Below are 14,408 nucleotides of genomic sequence, written 5' to 3' on the forward strand. Positions count from 1 at the left end.
CCCGCGAATGCGTCAGACCTGGAAATACCTTTGCCTGAACTATCGCATTCGCGGGCGTGCCCACTCCCACAGGGATTTGCGGTGTTGCTACTGTTGGTGTTCGGCGCCTTGCAGGGCTTCGTCACCCAACTGCAAGGTCACACCATGCGCCACTTTTTCCTCTTCGAACAGGCGCCATACCTGGCCCCCTTCACTGCCCAGCAGCTCGACAAAGCGCCGGCCCTCGACCTTGTCCTCCAGCTGCCCCACATAGCGTGCTGCTTCGACCCGGCTCAGCAGCACCTTGCGGTCCTTCTCTGGCTGGGTCGGCGAAATCAGGTTCAGCTCCAAGTTTTGCGGGGCACTGCTACCGGTCAGGCGCAGGTCCACTTCGCCGGTCAGTTCGTCCAGATGCACACTGGCTTTCAGGCCCAACTGCTGCGCCAGCAGCTCGCGGTCCAGCGAGCGGTTGATGCCCTTGCCGGCCTCGTAGTAGTTGTCGTTCACCAGGTTGTCCGGGTTGTGCACAGCGATGCTGACCATGGTCAGGCTCAGGCACACCGAGGTGGTGAGGATGCCGATGATGATCCAGGGCCAGAGGTGCTTGTACCAGGGGCTGGCGGCGGTGGCGGCAGGCATTGTGCGTTATCTCTCTTAGCGGATCTGTGGGCCGATGAAACGGCTCTTGGCTTCAACCTGGGCGTCGCTGTCGTCGGCGCTCTTGAGGATGAAGGTGATTTCGTTGGTGGTCGATGGCAGCTTCTCGGGGGCAACCGACAGCTGCACGGGAAGGCTGACGATGTCACCGGCGGCCACGCGGATCTCGCGCTGGCCTTCGAGCTTGAGGTCCGGCAGGCCGGCGGCGTCCAGCACGTAGAGGTGATCGCGCTGATCCTTGTTCATCACCTTCAGGCTGTACACGTTCTCGATCCGGCCCTGGGCGTTTTCGCGGTACAACACGCGGTCTTTGCTGACGTCGAAACCGACCAGCGAACGGGTGGCGAAGGCCGTCGCCAGCCCGATCATCATTACCAGCAGTACCACGGCATAGCCGATCAGGCGCGGGCGCAGCATGTGGGTCTTCTGCCCGGACAGGTTGTGTTCGGTGGTGTAGCTGATCAGCCCTTTGGGGTAGTTCATCTTGTCCATGATGCTGTCGCAGGCATCGATACAGGCGGCGCAGCCGATGCACTCGATCTGCAGGCCGTCACGGATGTCGATGCCGGTCGGGCAGACCTGCACGCACATGGTGCAGTCGATGCAGTCACCCAGGCCCTGGGCCTTGTAGTCGGTATCTTTCTTGCGCGGGCCGCGGGTTTCGCCACGGCGTGGGTCGTAGGACACGATCAGCGTGTCCTTGTCGAACATCACGCTCTGGAAGCGGGCATAGGGGCACATGTACACGCACACCTGTTCGCGTAGCCAACCGGCGTTGCCATAAGTGGCGAGGGTGAAGAAGCCGACCCAGAAGTAGGCCCAGCCATCGGCCTGGCCCGTGAAGAATTCGATCGCCAGTTCACGGATTGGCGAGAAGTAGCCGACAAAGGTCATGCCGGTGACAAAGCCGATCAGCAGCCACAGGCTGTGCTTGGCGAATTTGCGCAGGAACTTGTTGCCGCTCATGGGGGCTTTGTCGAGCTTCATGCGCTGGTTGCGGTCACCCTCGGTGACCTTTTCGCACCACATGAAAATCCAGGTCCACACGCTTTGCGGGCAGGTGTAGCCGCACCACACCCGGCCGGCGAACACCGTGATGAAGAACAGGCCGAAGGCGGCGACGATGAGAATCCCCGAGAGCAGGATGAAGTCCTGCGGCCAGATGGTGGCGCCGAAGATGTAGAACTTGCGCTCGGGCAGGTTCCACCACACGGCCTGGTGACCCCCCCAGTTCAGCCACACGGTGCCGAAGTACAGCAGGAACAGCACTGCACCGCCGACCATGCGCAAGCGACGGAACAGGCCGGTGAAGGCGCGGGTGTAGATCTTTTCCCGGGAAGCGTAGAGGTCGACGGAATCCTTCCCTTTGTTGGCAGGCGGGGTCACATCATGTACCGGAATTTGCTTGCTCATCATCAAGTCCCACGGCAGTGGAGAAACGCCGCGGCCTGTGCGTGCGGGCCGCAGTCTCGCGCAATCTGCTAGCGCTCTGCGGTCCATGATACGCCGCTGAGGGCAGCATGGGATCGCACTGCGACCTTTAGTCGCGTTGGGTCGTGGTATGAAACGTGTTATGGCGGGTGTCAATTGATCCAGGTCATCAGCCTGCTAGAAATGCTGTGCCAGTACCGGCCTCTTCGCGGGTAAACCCGCTCCTACAAGGATCCTGTGTAGGAGCGGGTGTACCCGCGAAGAGGCCAGGCCTGCCTTACTCAGCCTTGGCCGGCTCAGCCTGGTGCGACAGGCTGTAGACGTAAGCCGCCAGCAAGTGCACCTTGTCGTTGCCCTGCAGTTGTTCCTGGGCCGGCATCTGCCCCTGGCGGCCATAACGAATGGTCTGCTGCAACTGGGCAAAGCTCGAGCCGTAGATGAACGCCTGCGGGTGGGTCAGGTTCGGAGCGCCCATGGCGGGCGTACCTTTGCCTTCCGGCCCGTGGCAGGCCACGCAGTTGGCTGCGAAGATCTTCTGCCCATTCTCCACATCGGCCTTCGCGCCCTCAGGCAGTGTGCGGCCATCGAGTTTGCTGACCACGAACGCAGCCACATCGGCCACGCCCTGGTCACCGATCACTTCGGCCCAGGCCGGCATCACGCCATGGCGACCGGCCATGATGGTGGTCTTGATGGTTTCCGGATCGCCGCCCCAGCGCCAGTCATTGTCGGTGAGGTTGGGGAAGCCGAAGGCGCCCTTGGCGTCGGAACCGTGGCACACCGAGCAGTTGGAGGCGAACAGCCGCGCACCCATTTTCAATGCCTGCGGGTCCTTGGCCACTTCTTCGATCGGCATGGCCGCGAACTTGGCGAAGATCGGCCCGAAGCGGGCGTCGGCCTTGGCCATTTCCTTTTCCCATTCGTGCACGCCGGTCCAGCCCGGCTGGCCGTTGGAAAACTCGGTCTGCTTGTCGTTATCCAGGTATGAATAGCCCGGCAGGACGCCTTTCCAGTTGCCCAGGCCCGGGTACAGCACCAGGTAACCGAGGGCGAAGATGATGGTGCCGACGAACAGCCAGAACCACCATTGCGGCAGCGGGTTGTCGTATTCCTCGATGCCATCGAAGGCATGCCCGACGGTTTCGTCGGTAACCTCTTCGCGCTGGCCCTTGCGGGTCGACAGCAGCAGCCAGGTCAACGAGAAGATGGTGCCCAGGGTCAGGACGGTAACGTACAGACTCCAGAAGGTTGTCATTGTTGTTTGCTCCCAGAAGCTTTTGCTTGCTCGACGTGCCGAGTGGCCTCGGGGTCATCCGCGAAGGGCAGTTGGGTCGCTTCGTCGAAGTCCTTTTTACGCCGTGGGTTGAACACCCACAGCGCCAGGCCCACGAACGCCACCATCACCACGACGGTGCCCAGGCCGCGAATCATCCCGATATCCATCAGCGTCACCGTTTGCTCTTGATGATGGTGCCAAGACCCTGCAGGTACGCGACGATGGCGTCCATTTCGGTCTTGCCCTTGACCGCGTCACGTGCGCCGGCAATGTCGGCGTCGGTGTACGGGGTGCCGAGTGTGCGCAGCACTTCCATCTTCTTCGCGGTGTCCTTGCCGTCGAGCTTGTTCTCGACCAGCCACGGGTAGGAAGGCATCTTCGATTCCGGTACCACGTTGCGCGGGTTGTACAGGTGCGCTCGGTGCCAGTCATCGGAGTAGCGGCCGCCGACGCGGGCCAGGTCCGGCCCGGTACGCTTGGAGCCCCACAGGAACGGGTGGTCCCACACGCTTTCACCGGCTACCGAGTAGTGGCCGTAACGCTCGGTTTCGGCACGGAACGGGCGGATCATCTGCGAGTGGCAGCCCACGCAGCCTTCGCGGATGTAGATATCGCGGCCTTCCACCTCCAGCGCGGTGCGCGGCTTCATGCCCTCGACCGGCTTGTTGGTGACGTCCTGGAAAAACAGCGGGACGATCTGGGTCAGGCCACCGACGCTCACGGCGATGACCATGAAGAAGGCCAGCAGGCCTATGTTCTTCTCGACGGCTTCATGCTTCATCAGTGCGCTCCCACAACGACGATCTTGGCGGCCTCTTCAGCCTGTGCCGGGTTGGCGGCACGTACGGTACGGAACACGTTGTAGGCCATCAGCAGCATGCCGCTGGCGAAGAACGCTCCGCCCAGGGCGCGGACGATGTAGCCGGGGTGGCTGGCCTGCAGGGCTTCGACGAAGGAGTAGGTGAGGGTGCCGTCATCGTTGATGGCGCGCCACATCAGGCCCTGGGTGATGCCGTTGACCCACATCGAGGCGATGTACAGTACGGTACCGATGGTGGCCAGCCAGAAGTGCGCGTTGATCAGGCCGATGCTGTGCATCTGCTCGCGGCCGTAGAGTTTCGGGATCATGTGGTACACGGCGCCGATCGAAATCATTGCCACCCAGCCGAGGGCGCCGGCGTGGACGTGGCCGATGGTCCAGTCGGTGTAGTGCGACAGTGAGTTCACGGTCTTGATGGCCATCATCGGGCCTTCGAAGGTGGACATGCCGTAGAACGCCAGCGACACCACCAGGAAGCGCAGGATCGGGTCGGTGCGCAGTTTGTGCCAGGCGCCTGACAAGGTCATCATGCCGTTGATCATGCCGCCCCAGCTTGGCGCCAGCAGGATGATCGACATTACCATGCCCAGCGACTGCGCCCAGTCAGGCAGGGCGGTGTAGTGCAGGTGGTGCGGGCCGGCCCAGATGTACAGGGTGATCAGCGCCCAGAAGTGCACGATCGACAAGCGATACGAATAGATCGGCCGCTCGGCCTGCTTGGGCACGAAGTAGTACATCATCCCCAGGAAACCGGTGGTGAGGAAGAAGCCCACGGCGTTGTGGCCGTACCACCACTGGATCATCGCGTCGGTGGCGCCGGAGTAGGCCGAGTACGACTTGAACAGGCTCACCGGCAGCGAGATGTGGTTGACGATGTGCAGCATCGCGGTGACCACGATGAACGCACCGTAGAACCAGTTGCCGACATAGATGTGCTTGGTCTTGCGCTTGACGATGGTGCCGAAGAACACCAGCCCGTAGGTAACCCAGACGATGGCCAGCAGGATCGCCAGCGGCCACTCGAGCTCGGCGTATTCCTTGGTGGTGGTGTAGCCCATCGGCAGGGTGATCAGCGCGCCGACGATCACGGCTTGCCAACCCCAGAAGGTGAAGGCGGCCATGCTGTCGGAGATCAGCCGGGTCTGGCAGGTGCGCTGCACCACGTAGTAGCTGGTGCCGAACAGCGCACAGCCCCCGAAGGCGAAGATCACCAGGTTGGTGTGCAGCGGGCGCAGGCGGCCGAAGCTGGTCCAGGGAAGGTCCAGGTTCAGCTGCGGCCACACCAGCTGCGAGGCGATGAAGACGCCGAGGCCCATGCCAAGGATCCCCCAGACCACCGTCATGATGGCGAACTGGCGGACGACCTTATAGTTATAAGCAGTCGGACTGATTGCTGTGCTCATTCTAAGGTTCCACGGTTTTGATGTTCTTGTTGGTCGAAAAATCGGCGCCAGTATTGATAACCAGCAAGGTTACCGCAACGCAACTTTGGTACGCCGACCCGTGTCCAGACCCGTTCACTGATGTCCCGCAGGGATCGGGTCTGGGCGATTGTACACAAATAAATATTTGTAATGTGTACCGTTTTTCATCTTTTTCTGATCGATCGGTCAAGCTTTTTCTGGGGCGGCGACAGGCCATGCGCCGCGTCTGCTCCGGTCCTTTCGGAGCGAAGCCCACTGAGGCAACAAGCTTAGTTGTGTTCGGTGGGGGTGCAAGGGAAGGGGGCTGAGGCTGGTGGTGGGCGGAGGAGTGTAAGGCTTGAGGGTTATGGGGGGGCGGGGGTGTAGGGGGTGGGTGTTGTGGTGGGGCGGGGGTGTAGGGGTTGGGTGTTGTGGTGGGGCGGGGGTGTAAGGTTTGGATGTTGTGGCGGGGCGGGGTGTAAGGTCTGGGTGTTGTGGTGGGGCGGGGGGTAAGGTTTGAGTGTTGTGGTGGGGCGGGGAGTGTAAGGTTTGAGTGTTGTGGTGGGGCAGAGATCGAGCGCCGCCCGCGCGGCGCTTCGCGGGTAAACCCGCTCCTACGTTTGTTTCGGGCCAGTCCCTCCTGTGCCAGGCGCGCGCGACCGCCTTGTTTGTACGACGCGATATCGAGACATGCGCCAAGGTGGTCGCGCGCAAATCCCACAGGAATAATTGGCCCGAAACAAACGTAGGAGCGGGTTTACCCGCGAAGCGCCGCGCGGGCGGCGCTCGATCTCACAGGCGGCGAATGCCTTTCGGCGAACTCACTTGGCAAATCCCTTTCGGCGAACTCACTTGGCCGTCACAGCCTCAGCCGAACCATCCTGCGACAGGCTATACACGTAAGCCGCCAGCAGGTGCACCTTGTCATTCCCTTGGATCTCGGCCTGCGCCGGCATTTGCCCCTGGCGACCATAACGAATGGTCTGCTGCAGCTGGGCAAAGCTCGAACCGTAGATAAACGCCTGCGGATGGGTCAGGTTCGGAGCGCCCATGGCGGGCGTACCTTTGCCTTCCGGCCCGTGGCAGGCCACGCAGTTGGCTGCGAAGATCTTCTGCCCATTCTCCACATCGGCCTTCGCGCCCTCAGGCAGTGTGCGGCCATCGAGTTTGCTGACCACGAACGCAGCCACATCGGCCACGCCCTGGTCACCGATCACTTCGGCCCAGGCCGGCATCACGCCATGGCGACCGGCCATGATGGTGGTCTTGATGGTTTCCGGATCGCCGCCCCAGCGCCAGTCATTGTCGGTGAGGTTGGGGAAGCCGAAGGCGCCCTTGGCGTCGGAACCGTGGCACACCGAGCAGTTGGAGGCAAACAGGCGGCTGCCCATTTTCAGTGCCTGCGGGTCCTTCGCCACTTCTTCTACGGGCATGGCGGCGTATTTGGCGAAGATCGGACCGAACCTGGCATCGGCCTTGTCCATTTCCTTCTGCCATTCATTGGCGCCAGTCCAGCCATTTTCATAGCCCGGCAGGATGCCTTTCCAGTTGCCCAGGCCCGGGTAGAGGATCAGGTAGCCGACCGAGAACGCCAAGGTGCCAACGAACAGCCAGAACCACCACTTGGGCAGCGGGTTGTCGTACTCCTCGATGCCGTCGAAGCTGTGGCCCATGGTCTCGTCGGTGGTGTTGTTGCTCTGGCCCTTGCGCGTGGCGAGCAGCAGCCAGGTCAGGCCAATCAGGCTACCGATGGTCAGTACGCTGATGTACGTACTCCAGAAGGTGGTCATTGCCCGTTACTCCTTTTTGCAGCAGGCTCCTGCCCGGCAGTGGGCAGGCGGTCGTCGACGAAGGGCAGCAGGCGCGCTTCGGCGAAATCACGGTCGCGGCGGCGGTTGAAGACCCACAGGGTGAGGCCGATGAAGGCAATCATCACCACCAGGGTGCCCAGACCGCGGATCATGCCGATGTCCATTTCCATCGCACTCACCTCTTGTTCTTGATCGCGGTGCCGAGCACCTGCAGGTAGGCGACCAGGGCATCCATCTCGGTCTTGCCTTTGACCGCTTCACGGGCGCCGGCAATGTCGTCGTCGGTGTACGGCACGCCCAGGGTGCGCAGGGTGCGCATCTTGACGTCGGTGTGGCTGTTGTCGACCGGCTGGGCAACCAGCCACGGGTAGGACGGCATCTTCGACTCCGGCACCACGTTGCGCGGGTTGTACAGGTGCGCACGGTGCCAGTCGTCCGAGTAGCGGCCACCGACCCGGGCCAGGTCCGGCCCGGTGCGCTTGGAGCCCCACAGGAACGGGTGGTCCCAGACGCTTTCACCGGCCACCGAGTAGTGGCCGTAACGCTCGGTTTCGGCACGGAACGGGCGGATCATCTGCGAGTGGCAGCCCACGCAACCTTCGCGGATGTAGACATCGCGGCCTTCCAGTTGCAGCGCGGTGTAGGGCTTCATGCCTTCGACCGGTTTGTTGGTGACGTCCTGGAAGAACAGCGGGACGATCTGGGTCAGGCCGCCGATGCTGACGGCAAATACCATCAGCAGGGCCATCAGGCCGACGTTTTTCTCGATGACTTCATGTTTCATCAGGCGTTTCTCCTCAAGCCAACTGGGCGTTCGCAGGGGCGACGTCAAGCGCTGGCGAACGCACGGTGCGCCAGGTGTTCCAGGCCATCAGGAACATGCCGCTGAGGAAGATCGCGCCGCCGACGAAGCGCACGACGAAGCCTGGGTGGCTGGCCACCAGGGTTTCCACGAACGAGTAGGTGAGCGTGCCGTCGCTGTTGACCGCGCGCCACATCAGGCCCTGGGCGATGCCGTTGACCCACATCGAGGCGATGTACAGCACGGTACCAATGGTGGCCAGCCAGAAGTGTGCATTGATCAGGCCGAGGCTGTGCATGCGTTCTTTGCCGAACACTTTGGGGATGGTGTGGTACAGCGCGCCTATCGAGATCATCGCTACCCAGCCGAGGGCGCCAGCGTGGACGTGGCCGATGGTCCAGTCGGTGTAGTGGGACAGGGCGTTGACCGTCTTGATGGCCATCATCGGGCCTTCGAAGGTGGACATGCCGTAGAACGCCAGCGACACCACCAGGAAGCGCAGGATCGGGTCGCTGCGCAGTTTGTGCCAGGCGCCCGACAGGGTCATCATGCCGTTGATCATGCCGCCCCAGCTTGGCGCCAGCAGGATCAGCGACATCACCATGCCCAGCGACTGCGCCCAATCGGGCAGGGCGGTGTAGTGCAAGTGGTGCGGGCCGGCCCAGATGTACAGGGTGATCAGCGCCCAGAAGTGCACGATCGACAAGCGATACGAATACACCGGCCGTTCGGCCTGCTTGGGCACGTAGTAGTACATCATCCCCAGGAAGCCTGCGGTCAGGAAGAAGCCCACCGCGTTATGGCCGTACCACCACTGCACCATGGCATCGGTGGCGCCTGCGTAGACCGAATAGGATTTGGTCAGGCTGACCGGCAGTTCCAGGTTGTTGACGATGTGCAGCAGCGCCACGGTCAGGATGAAGGCGCCGAAGAACCAGTTGCCGACGTAGATGTGTTTGGTGTTGCGCTTCATCAGCGTGCCGAAGAACACGATGGCGTAACCCACCCAGACGATGGTGATCAGAATGTCGATCGGCCATTCCAGTTCGGCGTATTCCTTGGAGCTGGTGTAGCCCAGCGGCAGGCTGATGGCCGCCAGCAGGATAACCAGTTGCCAGCCCCAGAACGTGAACGCGGCCAGGCCCGGTGCGAACAGGGTGGTCTGGCAGGTGCGTTGCACCGAATAATAGGAGGTGGCGAACAGTGCGCAGCCGCCGAACGCGAAGATCACCGCATTGGTATGCAGGGGGCGCAGGCGGCCGAAGCTGGTCCAGGGGAGGTCGAAGTTGAGGGACGGCCAGGCGAGCTGGGCGGCGATGAAGACGCCGAGCCCCATCCCGACGATTCCCCACACCACCGTCATGATGGCGAATTGGCGGACCACCTTGTAGTTATAGGCGGTACTGCTGGTTGTGTTCATGTATGGGTTCCCATCCACGGTTATTTGGCAGGCTTTACAGCGAGGCAAGCATGATTAATGGGCAAAGTGCCGGTATTGACGGGGATCAATGGGCGAAGGTCGCAAATGTCCCAGGCTTGCGCTGCGATCCTCCGCGGGTTGCAGGTCAGGATGACTACAAGGGGTGCCTGATTCTGGCCCATGGCGCGGGCGCGCCGATGGACAGCGGGTTCATGGACGAAATGGCGCAAAGGCTTGCGGCTCTTGGGGTAGCGGTAGTGCGCTTCGAGTTCCCGTACATGGCCGAGCGCAGGGTTACCGGTGGCAAGCGGCCGCCGAACCCGCAGAAGGTGTTGCTTGACTGCTGGCGCGAGGTGTACCGGCAAGTGCGACCTTTGGTCGCGGGCAAGCTGGCCGTGGGGGGCAAGTCCATGGGCGGGCGCATGGCGAGCCTGCTGGCCGACGAACTGGGCGCGGATGCGCTGGTGTGCCTGGGCTATCCGTTCTACGCGGTGGGTAAACCTGAGAAGCCACGGGTAGAGCACCTGGCCGAGTTGAAGACACCGACGTTGATCGTGCAGGGCGAGCGGGATGCGCTGGGTAACCGCGAGGCGGTGGCGGGGTATGCGTTGTCGCCGGCGATCGAGGTGGGCTGGCTAGTGGCGGGGGACCATGACCTGAAGCCGTTGAAGGCTTCGGGGTTCAGCCATGAGCAGCATTTGCAGGCGGCGGCTGAACGCGTTGCTGATTTTCTGAAGGACTAGTGCTGGATTCTTCGCGGGCAAACCCGCACCTACAAGGACCGCACAACATCGAAGGTCGGCTCAGCACCCTGTAGGAGCGGGTTTACCCGCGAAGAGGCCGGAACAGGTCGGCGCTTAGTCGCGGTATTCGCACAGGTAAGCGGTATCCACCTTCACCTGCAGCTGGAACTTGCTGTCAGCCGGCACGTTGAACTTGTCACCGGCGTTGAAGGTTTCCCAGTTGTCGCTACCTGGCAGTTTCACGGTCAGCGCGCCCGATACCACATGCATGATCTCGCGCTTGGCAGTGCCGAATTCGTATTCGCCCGGAGCCATGACGCCGACAGTGGCCGGGCCTTCTTCGCCCGAGAATGCGATCGACTTGACGGTGCCGTTGAAGTACTCGTTGACCTGGAACATGGGCGACTCCTGAAAAGAGGTGCTGAAAAAGGGCTGGCCAGTATGCCCAAGCCCACAGGCGTCGTCATCTGCTATCAGGGGCTGCTGGCGGGCAGGGTCAACGGTAATAGCCGCGCCGTGTTTCGCGCATCTTCCAGGGCCCTGTGCTGCTGCCCGCAAAAGTGCATGCCGGCCAGTTGCAGGGCGCCGTTCAGGCCGGTGGGGCGCTGCAGGTGGCGGGCCTTGGCAAAGCGTTGCTTGAGGTTGATGTGCGGCAATGTGCGCAGCAGGCTGTCGAGGCTGTGCTGCTGCCACTCCTGGTGCAGTTGCTGGCGGTCGTAGTCGCCCCAGCTGACCCAGGCCTGAAGCTGCCCGCGGTGGTGCCCCAGCCAGCGCTCGAAGCTTGCCCACACCTCGCGAAACGGCGCGGCGCTGTCCACGTCGGCCTGGCTGATGTGGGTCAGCTCACGGCAGAACGGGGTCAGCTGCGGCCGCCGCCGTGGCTTTACAAAACGCTGGAAATGGTCGACCTCGCGGCCTTCGCGGGTAACCAGGCTTGCGCCGATTTCAATGACTTCCATCTCTGTAACCGGCCACCCACCATCGTCGGTGGTGGCTTCCAGGTCGATCACCAACCAATGGCCCATACCAGGCTCCCCTGCAGATCCTGCTAGAGCGTAGCCAATGTCCGGGCATACGGCATCCTATGGCATTTTGCCGCCTGCTTTGGCACAAAGAGCAGGCGTCAGTAGTTGTGTCGCCCCTGGAAAACGCCTAGCTTAAGCGCATACAGGCATAAACCGTGATGAGTGTCCGTCTTGACTCCAGCGCCCGGCCTCAAGGCCTTGTCCACCCTGATGCTGCTGGCCGTGTTCTGGTTGGCGGCACCGGTATGGGCTGGCGAGGCGGTTGAAGTGAAGATTGGCGCAGCCCATTTCCCGCCTTACACAGTGCGCCCCGAGCAAGGTGCCGATACCGGTTTGCTGCCGCAGTTGGTCGATGCACTCAACCGGGCGCAGCAGCACTATCACTTCGTTCTGGTGCCTACGTCTATCCAGCGGCGCTTCGGTGACTTCCAGCAGGGCCGCACCGACATGGCGATTTTCGAGAACCCACAATGGGGCTGGGAGCAGATTGCCCATCAGACCGTGGACATGGGCCTGGAAGATGCCGAAGTGTTCGTCGCCCGCAAGGCAAACGGCAATGATCCGCATTATTTCGATGACCTGCGCGGCAAACGCCTGGCCTTGTTCAACGGCTACCACTACGCGTTTGCGAGCTTCAACGCTGACCCGGACTACCTGCGCAAGACATACAACGCGACCCTGACCTATTCCCACGACAGCAACCTGCTGATGGTGCAGGCCGGCCGCGCCGATATTGCCCTGGTCACGCGTTCCTACCTCAGTGATTTCCTGGCACGCAACCCGGCGAGCAGGGCGCATTTGGTGCCTTCGCAACGCATTGACCAGGTCTATCACCACTACGCCTTGCTGCGCCCGGGGGCGCCTATCGGCGAGCAGTCGTTCGCTGCCCTGCTGCGTGGCCTGCGTGACAGCGGTGAACTGGCGCGCATCTTCGAGCCGTACCGAATCAAGGTGGCTGCACCGCAAGACTAAATTCCCGTGTTGCGGCAACGTTCCCTGCAGTGTGCCTTTTCTTCATTTTCGTGAGTCAAGCCCATGCCGTTCGATGCCGCTTCGCAGCCACAGTCACCGCCACGCTGGCGCAGCCTCAGTGCCGAGGAGGGCGACAGCTGGTTAAGCCTGGCCCTTGAAGGCCGCCCCCTGATCCAGTTGCGACTGGAGGTTGGCGCTTCTCTGCACGTTCACCTTGAGCGCTTTTGCCCCGAGCGCCCCTACCAAGCCTTGTGGGCCGCCTGTTATTGGTTGTTGTCGCGCGATACGGCCTGCCAGCGCCTGACCTGGCACCTGCCCGAAGTGTTGCCGCAGGCGTTGGCCAGTGGCCTGCTGCTGGCCGGTGAACAGCCTGGCCAGTACCTGTGCGAGCGCGCACTGTTCTGGCAACTGCCGCAGCCGTGGCTGGGCGAGTCGGTTGCCGGGGTATATCCGCAGCAGATGCAGATCAGCAACGGCAAGCGTCACCCGCGCCGGGCGCCCAAGCCGCGGGGCGAAGTGTACCGGCGCTTCGATGCGCGCTTGGGCAGTTGGGTATCGCTGCGTACCCTGGAGATCGAGCATGACCTGGAGCGTTTCAACCGCTGGCAGAACAACCCTCGCGTGGAGGCGTTCTGGCAGGAGGGTGGCACGCTGGAGCAGCACCGCGAATACTTGGCCAAGCTCGAAGCCGACCCGCATACGTTGACGTTGATCGGTTGTTTCGATGACGAGCCGTTTGCCTACTTCGAGGCGTACTGGGCCAAGGAGGACCGCATTGCCCCCTTCTACCCGGCCGATGACTACGACCGTGGTATCCATATGCTGGTGGGAGAGGAGAGCCACCGAGGGCCGCACAAGGTGGCCAGCTGGCTATCGGCGTTGGTGCACTACCTGTTCCTGGATGACCCGCGCACCCAGCGGGTGGTGGCCGAGCCGCGCGCCGACAATGGCAAGATGATTGGCTACATGCACGACCAATGTTTCCATTGCGACAAGGAGTTCGACTTTCCTCACAAGCGGGCGGCGTTGATGATTCTGGGGCGGGAGCGGTTTTTCGATCGTTGCAAGCTGACGTAGGGGCTAGTGTGGTGTTTCACAAATAACGACCATAACTCGCGGCGCTTTTTGCGCTCATGCGGCGTTGTCGCTCCTCGCCGTAGCTGGGCTACGACTCGTCGCGACGCCTTGCCTGAACGCAAAAATCGCTCGCGAGTTATTGGCCGTATTTGCAAAACACCACACTAGCGCTGCAAGCAAAAGCGAGAGCGATCCAGGTTCGCTCTCGCGTTTGCTTGCAGCCATCTTCAGGCCTGCCGACTGGCCGTCTTGCGACAATGCACCAGCGCATCGCGGATCATGAAGTTGACCAAGGTCGGCGATACGCCCAGTTCCTTGGCAATGTCCTTCTGCGGCACGCCATTAAGGCGGTACATCTCGAAAGCATAGCGGGTGCGCGGCGGCAGTTCGTTCAAGGCCTCCGCGATGTCATTCAGCGCGGCGCGGTTGATGTGGGTGGCTTCGGGCGAGGCGTTCTGCACCACCACGTTCATGCCTTCCTCCTCACTACCGGAGTACTTCAGCTCCATCGCCTGCTTGCGATAGTGGTCAATCGCCAGGTTGCGCACGATCTGGAACAGGTAGCTCAGCTGGGCCTTGAACGATGAGGTGATCTGCGGGGCGGTGCTGAGCCGGAAAAAGGCATCCTGTACCACGTCCTCAGCCCGCGAACGGCAGCCTGTGATGCGGGCGGCGATCTTGACCAGGATGCTGCGGTTGTCGACGAAGGCCTGCAGTAATGGTGAATCGCACTTACTTGTGGATAGTTGTTCCGCCATGGAAATCACCTTGTCACAGAGGGGAGAGGAGGCGCCCAAGGTTGGGAAGCTTCCTACGACGTGCGACAAACTATTCAAGATGATAATAATTGTCAAATGCGAAATGTAATTAGTATCTGTGGGTTTCAGTTCTAAAGCGCGGTTGGCTTTGGGGGTATGCCTTATCAACCCTTAAAGCCTGACCTGCCCGCTAATTTCTCTCCCTGCCCATCCGTTCCCCTGTGTACATCCCCG

Annotated in this window: 16 protein-coding genes; 3 read left to right on the forward strand and 13 right to left on the reverse strand. The window is 61.8% G+C overall.

Annotation, left to right across the window (positions count from 1 at the left end; all coding sequences use genetic code 11):
* Positions 1-87: 87 nt before the first annotated feature.
* The 10 genes from AC3RCM_RS08555 to ccoN (AC3RCM_RS08600) form a co-directional block, all read right to left on the reverse strand.
* A complete protein-coding gene (locus tag AC3RCM_RS08555) occupies positions 88-618 on the reverse strand; it encodes a FixH family protein (protein WP_492629517.1) in 531 nt (176 codons plus the stop codon).
* A gap of 15 nt (positions 619-633) precedes the next feature.
* Positions 634-2,049 (reverse strand): cytochrome c oxidase accessory protein CcoG, encoded by a 1,416-nt coding sequence (gene ccoG / locus AC3RCM_RS08560; RefSeq protein ID WP_029615636.1) that lies wholly within the window; start codon positions 2,047-2,049, stop codon positions 634-636.
* A 295-nt stretch (positions 2,050-2,344) separates the two neighbouring features.
* The gene (gene ccoP / locus AC3RCM_RS08565; protein ID WP_492629518.1) at positions 2,345-3,322 is read right to left on the reverse strand and encodes a cytochrome-c oxidase, cbb3-type subunit III; all 978 of its coding nucleotides are present in this window, start codon (positions 3,320-3,322) and stop codon (positions 2,345-2,347) included.
* Entirely contained in the window at positions 3,319-3,510 is a 192-nt protein-coding gene (locus AC3RCM_RS08570) for a CcoQ/FixQ family Cbb3-type cytochrome c oxidase assembly chaperone (RefSeq protein WP_003254287.1), read from the reverse strand. The genes ccoP (AC3RCM_RS08565) and AC3RCM_RS08570 overlap by 4 nt, the downstream gene beginning before the upstream one ends.
* Before the next feature lie 5 nt (positions 3,511-3,515).
* Positions 3,516-4,124 (reverse strand): cytochrome-c oxidase, cbb3-type subunit II, encoded by a 609-nt coding sequence (gene ccoO, locus AC3RCM_RS08575; protein WP_010955006.1) that lies wholly within the window; start codon positions 4,122-4,124, stop codon positions 3,516-3,518.
* The gene (gene ccoN / locus AC3RCM_RS08580) at positions 4,124-5,566 is read right to left on the reverse strand and encodes a cytochrome-c oxidase, cbb3-type subunit I (RefSeq protein ID WP_003254284.1); all 1,443 of its coding nucleotides are present in this window, start codon (positions 5,564-5,566) and stop codon (positions 4,124-4,126) included. The genes ccoO (AC3RCM_RS08575) and ccoN (AC3RCM_RS08580) overlap by 1 nt, the downstream gene beginning before the upstream one ends.
* A gap of 848 nt (positions 5,567-6,414) precedes the next feature.
* A complete protein-coding gene (gene ccoP, locus AC3RCM_RS08585; RefSeq protein WP_492629519.1) occupies positions 6,415-7,356 on the reverse strand; it encodes a cytochrome-c oxidase, cbb3-type subunit III in 942 nt (313 codons plus the stop codon).
* A complete protein-coding gene (locus AC3RCM_RS08590; protein WP_010955003.1) occupies positions 7,353-7,547 on the reverse strand; it encodes a cbb3-type cytochrome oxidase subunit 3 in 195 nt (64 codons plus the stop codon). Before AC3RCM_RS08590 ends, ccoP (AC3RCM_RS08585) begins: the two co-directional genes overlap by 4 nt.
* Before the next feature lie 5 nt (positions 7,548-7,552).
* Entirely contained in the window at positions 7,553-8,161 is a 609-nt protein-coding gene (gene ccoO, locus AC3RCM_RS08595) for a cytochrome-c oxidase, cbb3-type subunit II (protein WP_010955002.1), read from the reverse strand.
* Positions 8,162-8,174: 13 nt separating this feature from the next.
* Positions 8,175-9,599 carry a cytochrome-c oxidase, cbb3-type subunit I gene (gene ccoN, locus AC3RCM_RS08600; RefSeq protein ID WP_064493230.1) on the reverse strand — a complete coding sequence of 475 codons (1,425 nt, stop codon included), beginning with the start codon at positions 9,597-9,599 and terminating at the stop codon, positions 8,175-8,177.
* Positions 9,600-9,649: 50 nt separating this feature from the next.
* Here ccoN (AC3RCM_RS08600) and AC3RCM_RS08605 point away from each other — a divergent pair, with 50 nt between their 5' ends.
* Positions 9,650-10,342, forward strand: a complete 693-nt coding sequence (locus AC3RCM_RS08605; RefSeq protein WP_064493229.1) for an alpha/beta family hydrolase — start codon at positions 9,650-9,652, stop codon at positions 10,340-10,342.
* A 114-nt stretch (positions 10,343-10,456) separates the two neighbouring features.
* Here the strand turns inward: AC3RCM_RS08605 and ppnP are convergent, their stop codons facing one another.
* Positions 10,457-10,741, reverse strand: coding sequence for a pyrimidine/purine nucleoside phosphorylase (ppnP, locus tag AC3RCM_RS08610; RefSeq protein WP_003254278.1), 285 nt, complete (start codon positions 10,739-10,741; stop codon positions 10,457-10,459).
* Positions 10,742-10,815: 74 nt separating this feature from the next.
* A complete protein-coding gene (locus tag AC3RCM_RS08615; protein WP_064493228.1) occupies positions 10,816-11,367 on the reverse strand; it encodes a 3'-5' exonuclease in 552 nt (183 codons plus the stop codon).
* Between the two features lie 171 nt (positions 11,368-11,538).
* Here AC3RCM_RS08615 and AC3RCM_RS08620 point away from each other — a divergent pair, with 171 nt between their 5' ends.
* Together AC3RCM_RS08620 and AC3RCM_RS08625 are read left to right on the forward strand one after the other, a co-directional pair.
* Positions 11,539-12,339: a substrate-binding periplasmic protein gene (locus tag AC3RCM_RS08620; RefSeq protein WP_064493227.1), complete on the forward strand. Its 801-nt coding sequence runs from the start codon at positions 11,539-11,541 to the stop codon at positions 12,337-12,339.
* 63 nt (positions 12,340-12,402) lie between these two features.
* The gene (locus AC3RCM_RS08625) at positions 12,403-13,416 is read left to right on the forward strand and encodes a GNAT family N-acetyltransferase (RefSeq protein WP_064493226.1); all 1,014 of its coding nucleotides are present in this window, start codon (positions 12,403-12,405) and stop codon (positions 13,414-13,416) included.
* Between the two features lie 227 nt (positions 13,417-13,643).
* On the opposite strand, the gene AC3RCM_RS08630 is transcribed toward AC3RCM_RS08625, so the two are convergent.
* Positions 13,644-14,174: an RNA polymerase factor sigma-70 gene (locus tag AC3RCM_RS08630; protein ID WP_010954997.1), complete on the reverse strand. Its 531-nt coding sequence runs from the start codon at positions 14,172-14,174 to the stop codon at positions 13,644-13,646.
* Between the last annotated feature and the right edge of the window lie 234 nt (positions 14,175-14,408).

It is taken from the genome of Pseudomonas sp. GW823-FHT05G12, assembly GCF_058795575.1.

Bases quoted from the DNA above. Each gene is read 5' to 3' on its own strand.
- AC3RCM_RS08555 (WP_492629517.1), bottom strand. From the start codon at position 618: ATGCCTGCCGCCACCGCCGCCAGCCCCTGGTACAAGCACCTCTGGCCC.
- ccoG (WP_029615636.1), bottom strand. From the start codon at position 2,049: ATGAGCAAGCAAATTCCGGTACATGATGTGACCCCGCCTGCCAACAAA.
- ccoP (WP_492629518.1), bottom strand. From the start codon at position 3,322: ATGACAACCTTCTGGAGTCTGTACGTTACCGTCCTGACCCTGGGCACC.
- AC3RCM_RS08570 (WP_003254287.1), bottom strand. From the start codon at position 3,510: ATGGATATCGGGATGATTCGCGGCCTGGGCACCGTCGTGGTGATGGTG.
- ccoO (WP_010955006.1), bottom strand. From the start codon at position 4,124: ATGAAGCATGAAGCCGTCGAGAAGAACATAGGCCTGCTGGCCTTCTTC.
- ccoN (WP_003254284.1), bottom strand. From the start codon at position 5,566: ATGAGCACAGCAATCAGTCCGACTGCTTATAACTATAAGGTCGTCCGC.
- ccoP (WP_492629519.1), bottom strand. From the start codon at position 7,356: ATGACCACCTTCTGGAGTACGTACATCAGCGTACTGACCATCGGTAGC.
- AC3RCM_RS08590 (WP_010955003.1), bottom strand. From the start codon at position 7,547: ATGGAAATGGACATCGGCATGATCCGCGGTCTGGGCACCCTGGTGGTG.
- ccoO (WP_010955002.1), bottom strand. From the start codon at position 8,161: ATGAAACATGAAGTCATCGAGAAAAACGTCGGCCTGATGGCCCTGCTG.
- ccoN (WP_064493230.1), bottom strand. From the start codon at position 9,599: ATGAACACAACCAGCAGTACCGCCTATAACTACAAGGTGGTCCGCCAA.
- AC3RCM_RS08605 (WP_064493229.1), top strand. From the start codon at position 9,650: ATGATTAATGGGCAAAGTGCCGGTATTGACGGGGATCAATGGGCGAAG.
- ppnP (WP_003254278.1), bottom strand. From the start codon at position 10,741: ATGTTCCAGGTCAACGAGTACTTCAACGGCACCGTCAAGTCGATCGCA.
- AC3RCM_RS08615 (WP_064493228.1), bottom strand. From the start codon at position 11,367: ATGGGCCATTGGTTGGTGATCGACCTGGAAGCCACCACCGACGATGGT.
- AC3RCM_RS08625 (WP_064493226.1), top strand. From the start codon at position 12,403: ATGCCGTTCGATGCCGCTTCGCAGCCACAGTCACCGCCACGCTGGCGC.
- AC3RCM_RS08630 (WP_010954997.1), bottom strand. From the start codon at position 14,174: ATGGCGGAACAACTATCCACAAGTAAGTGCGATTCACCATTACTGCAG.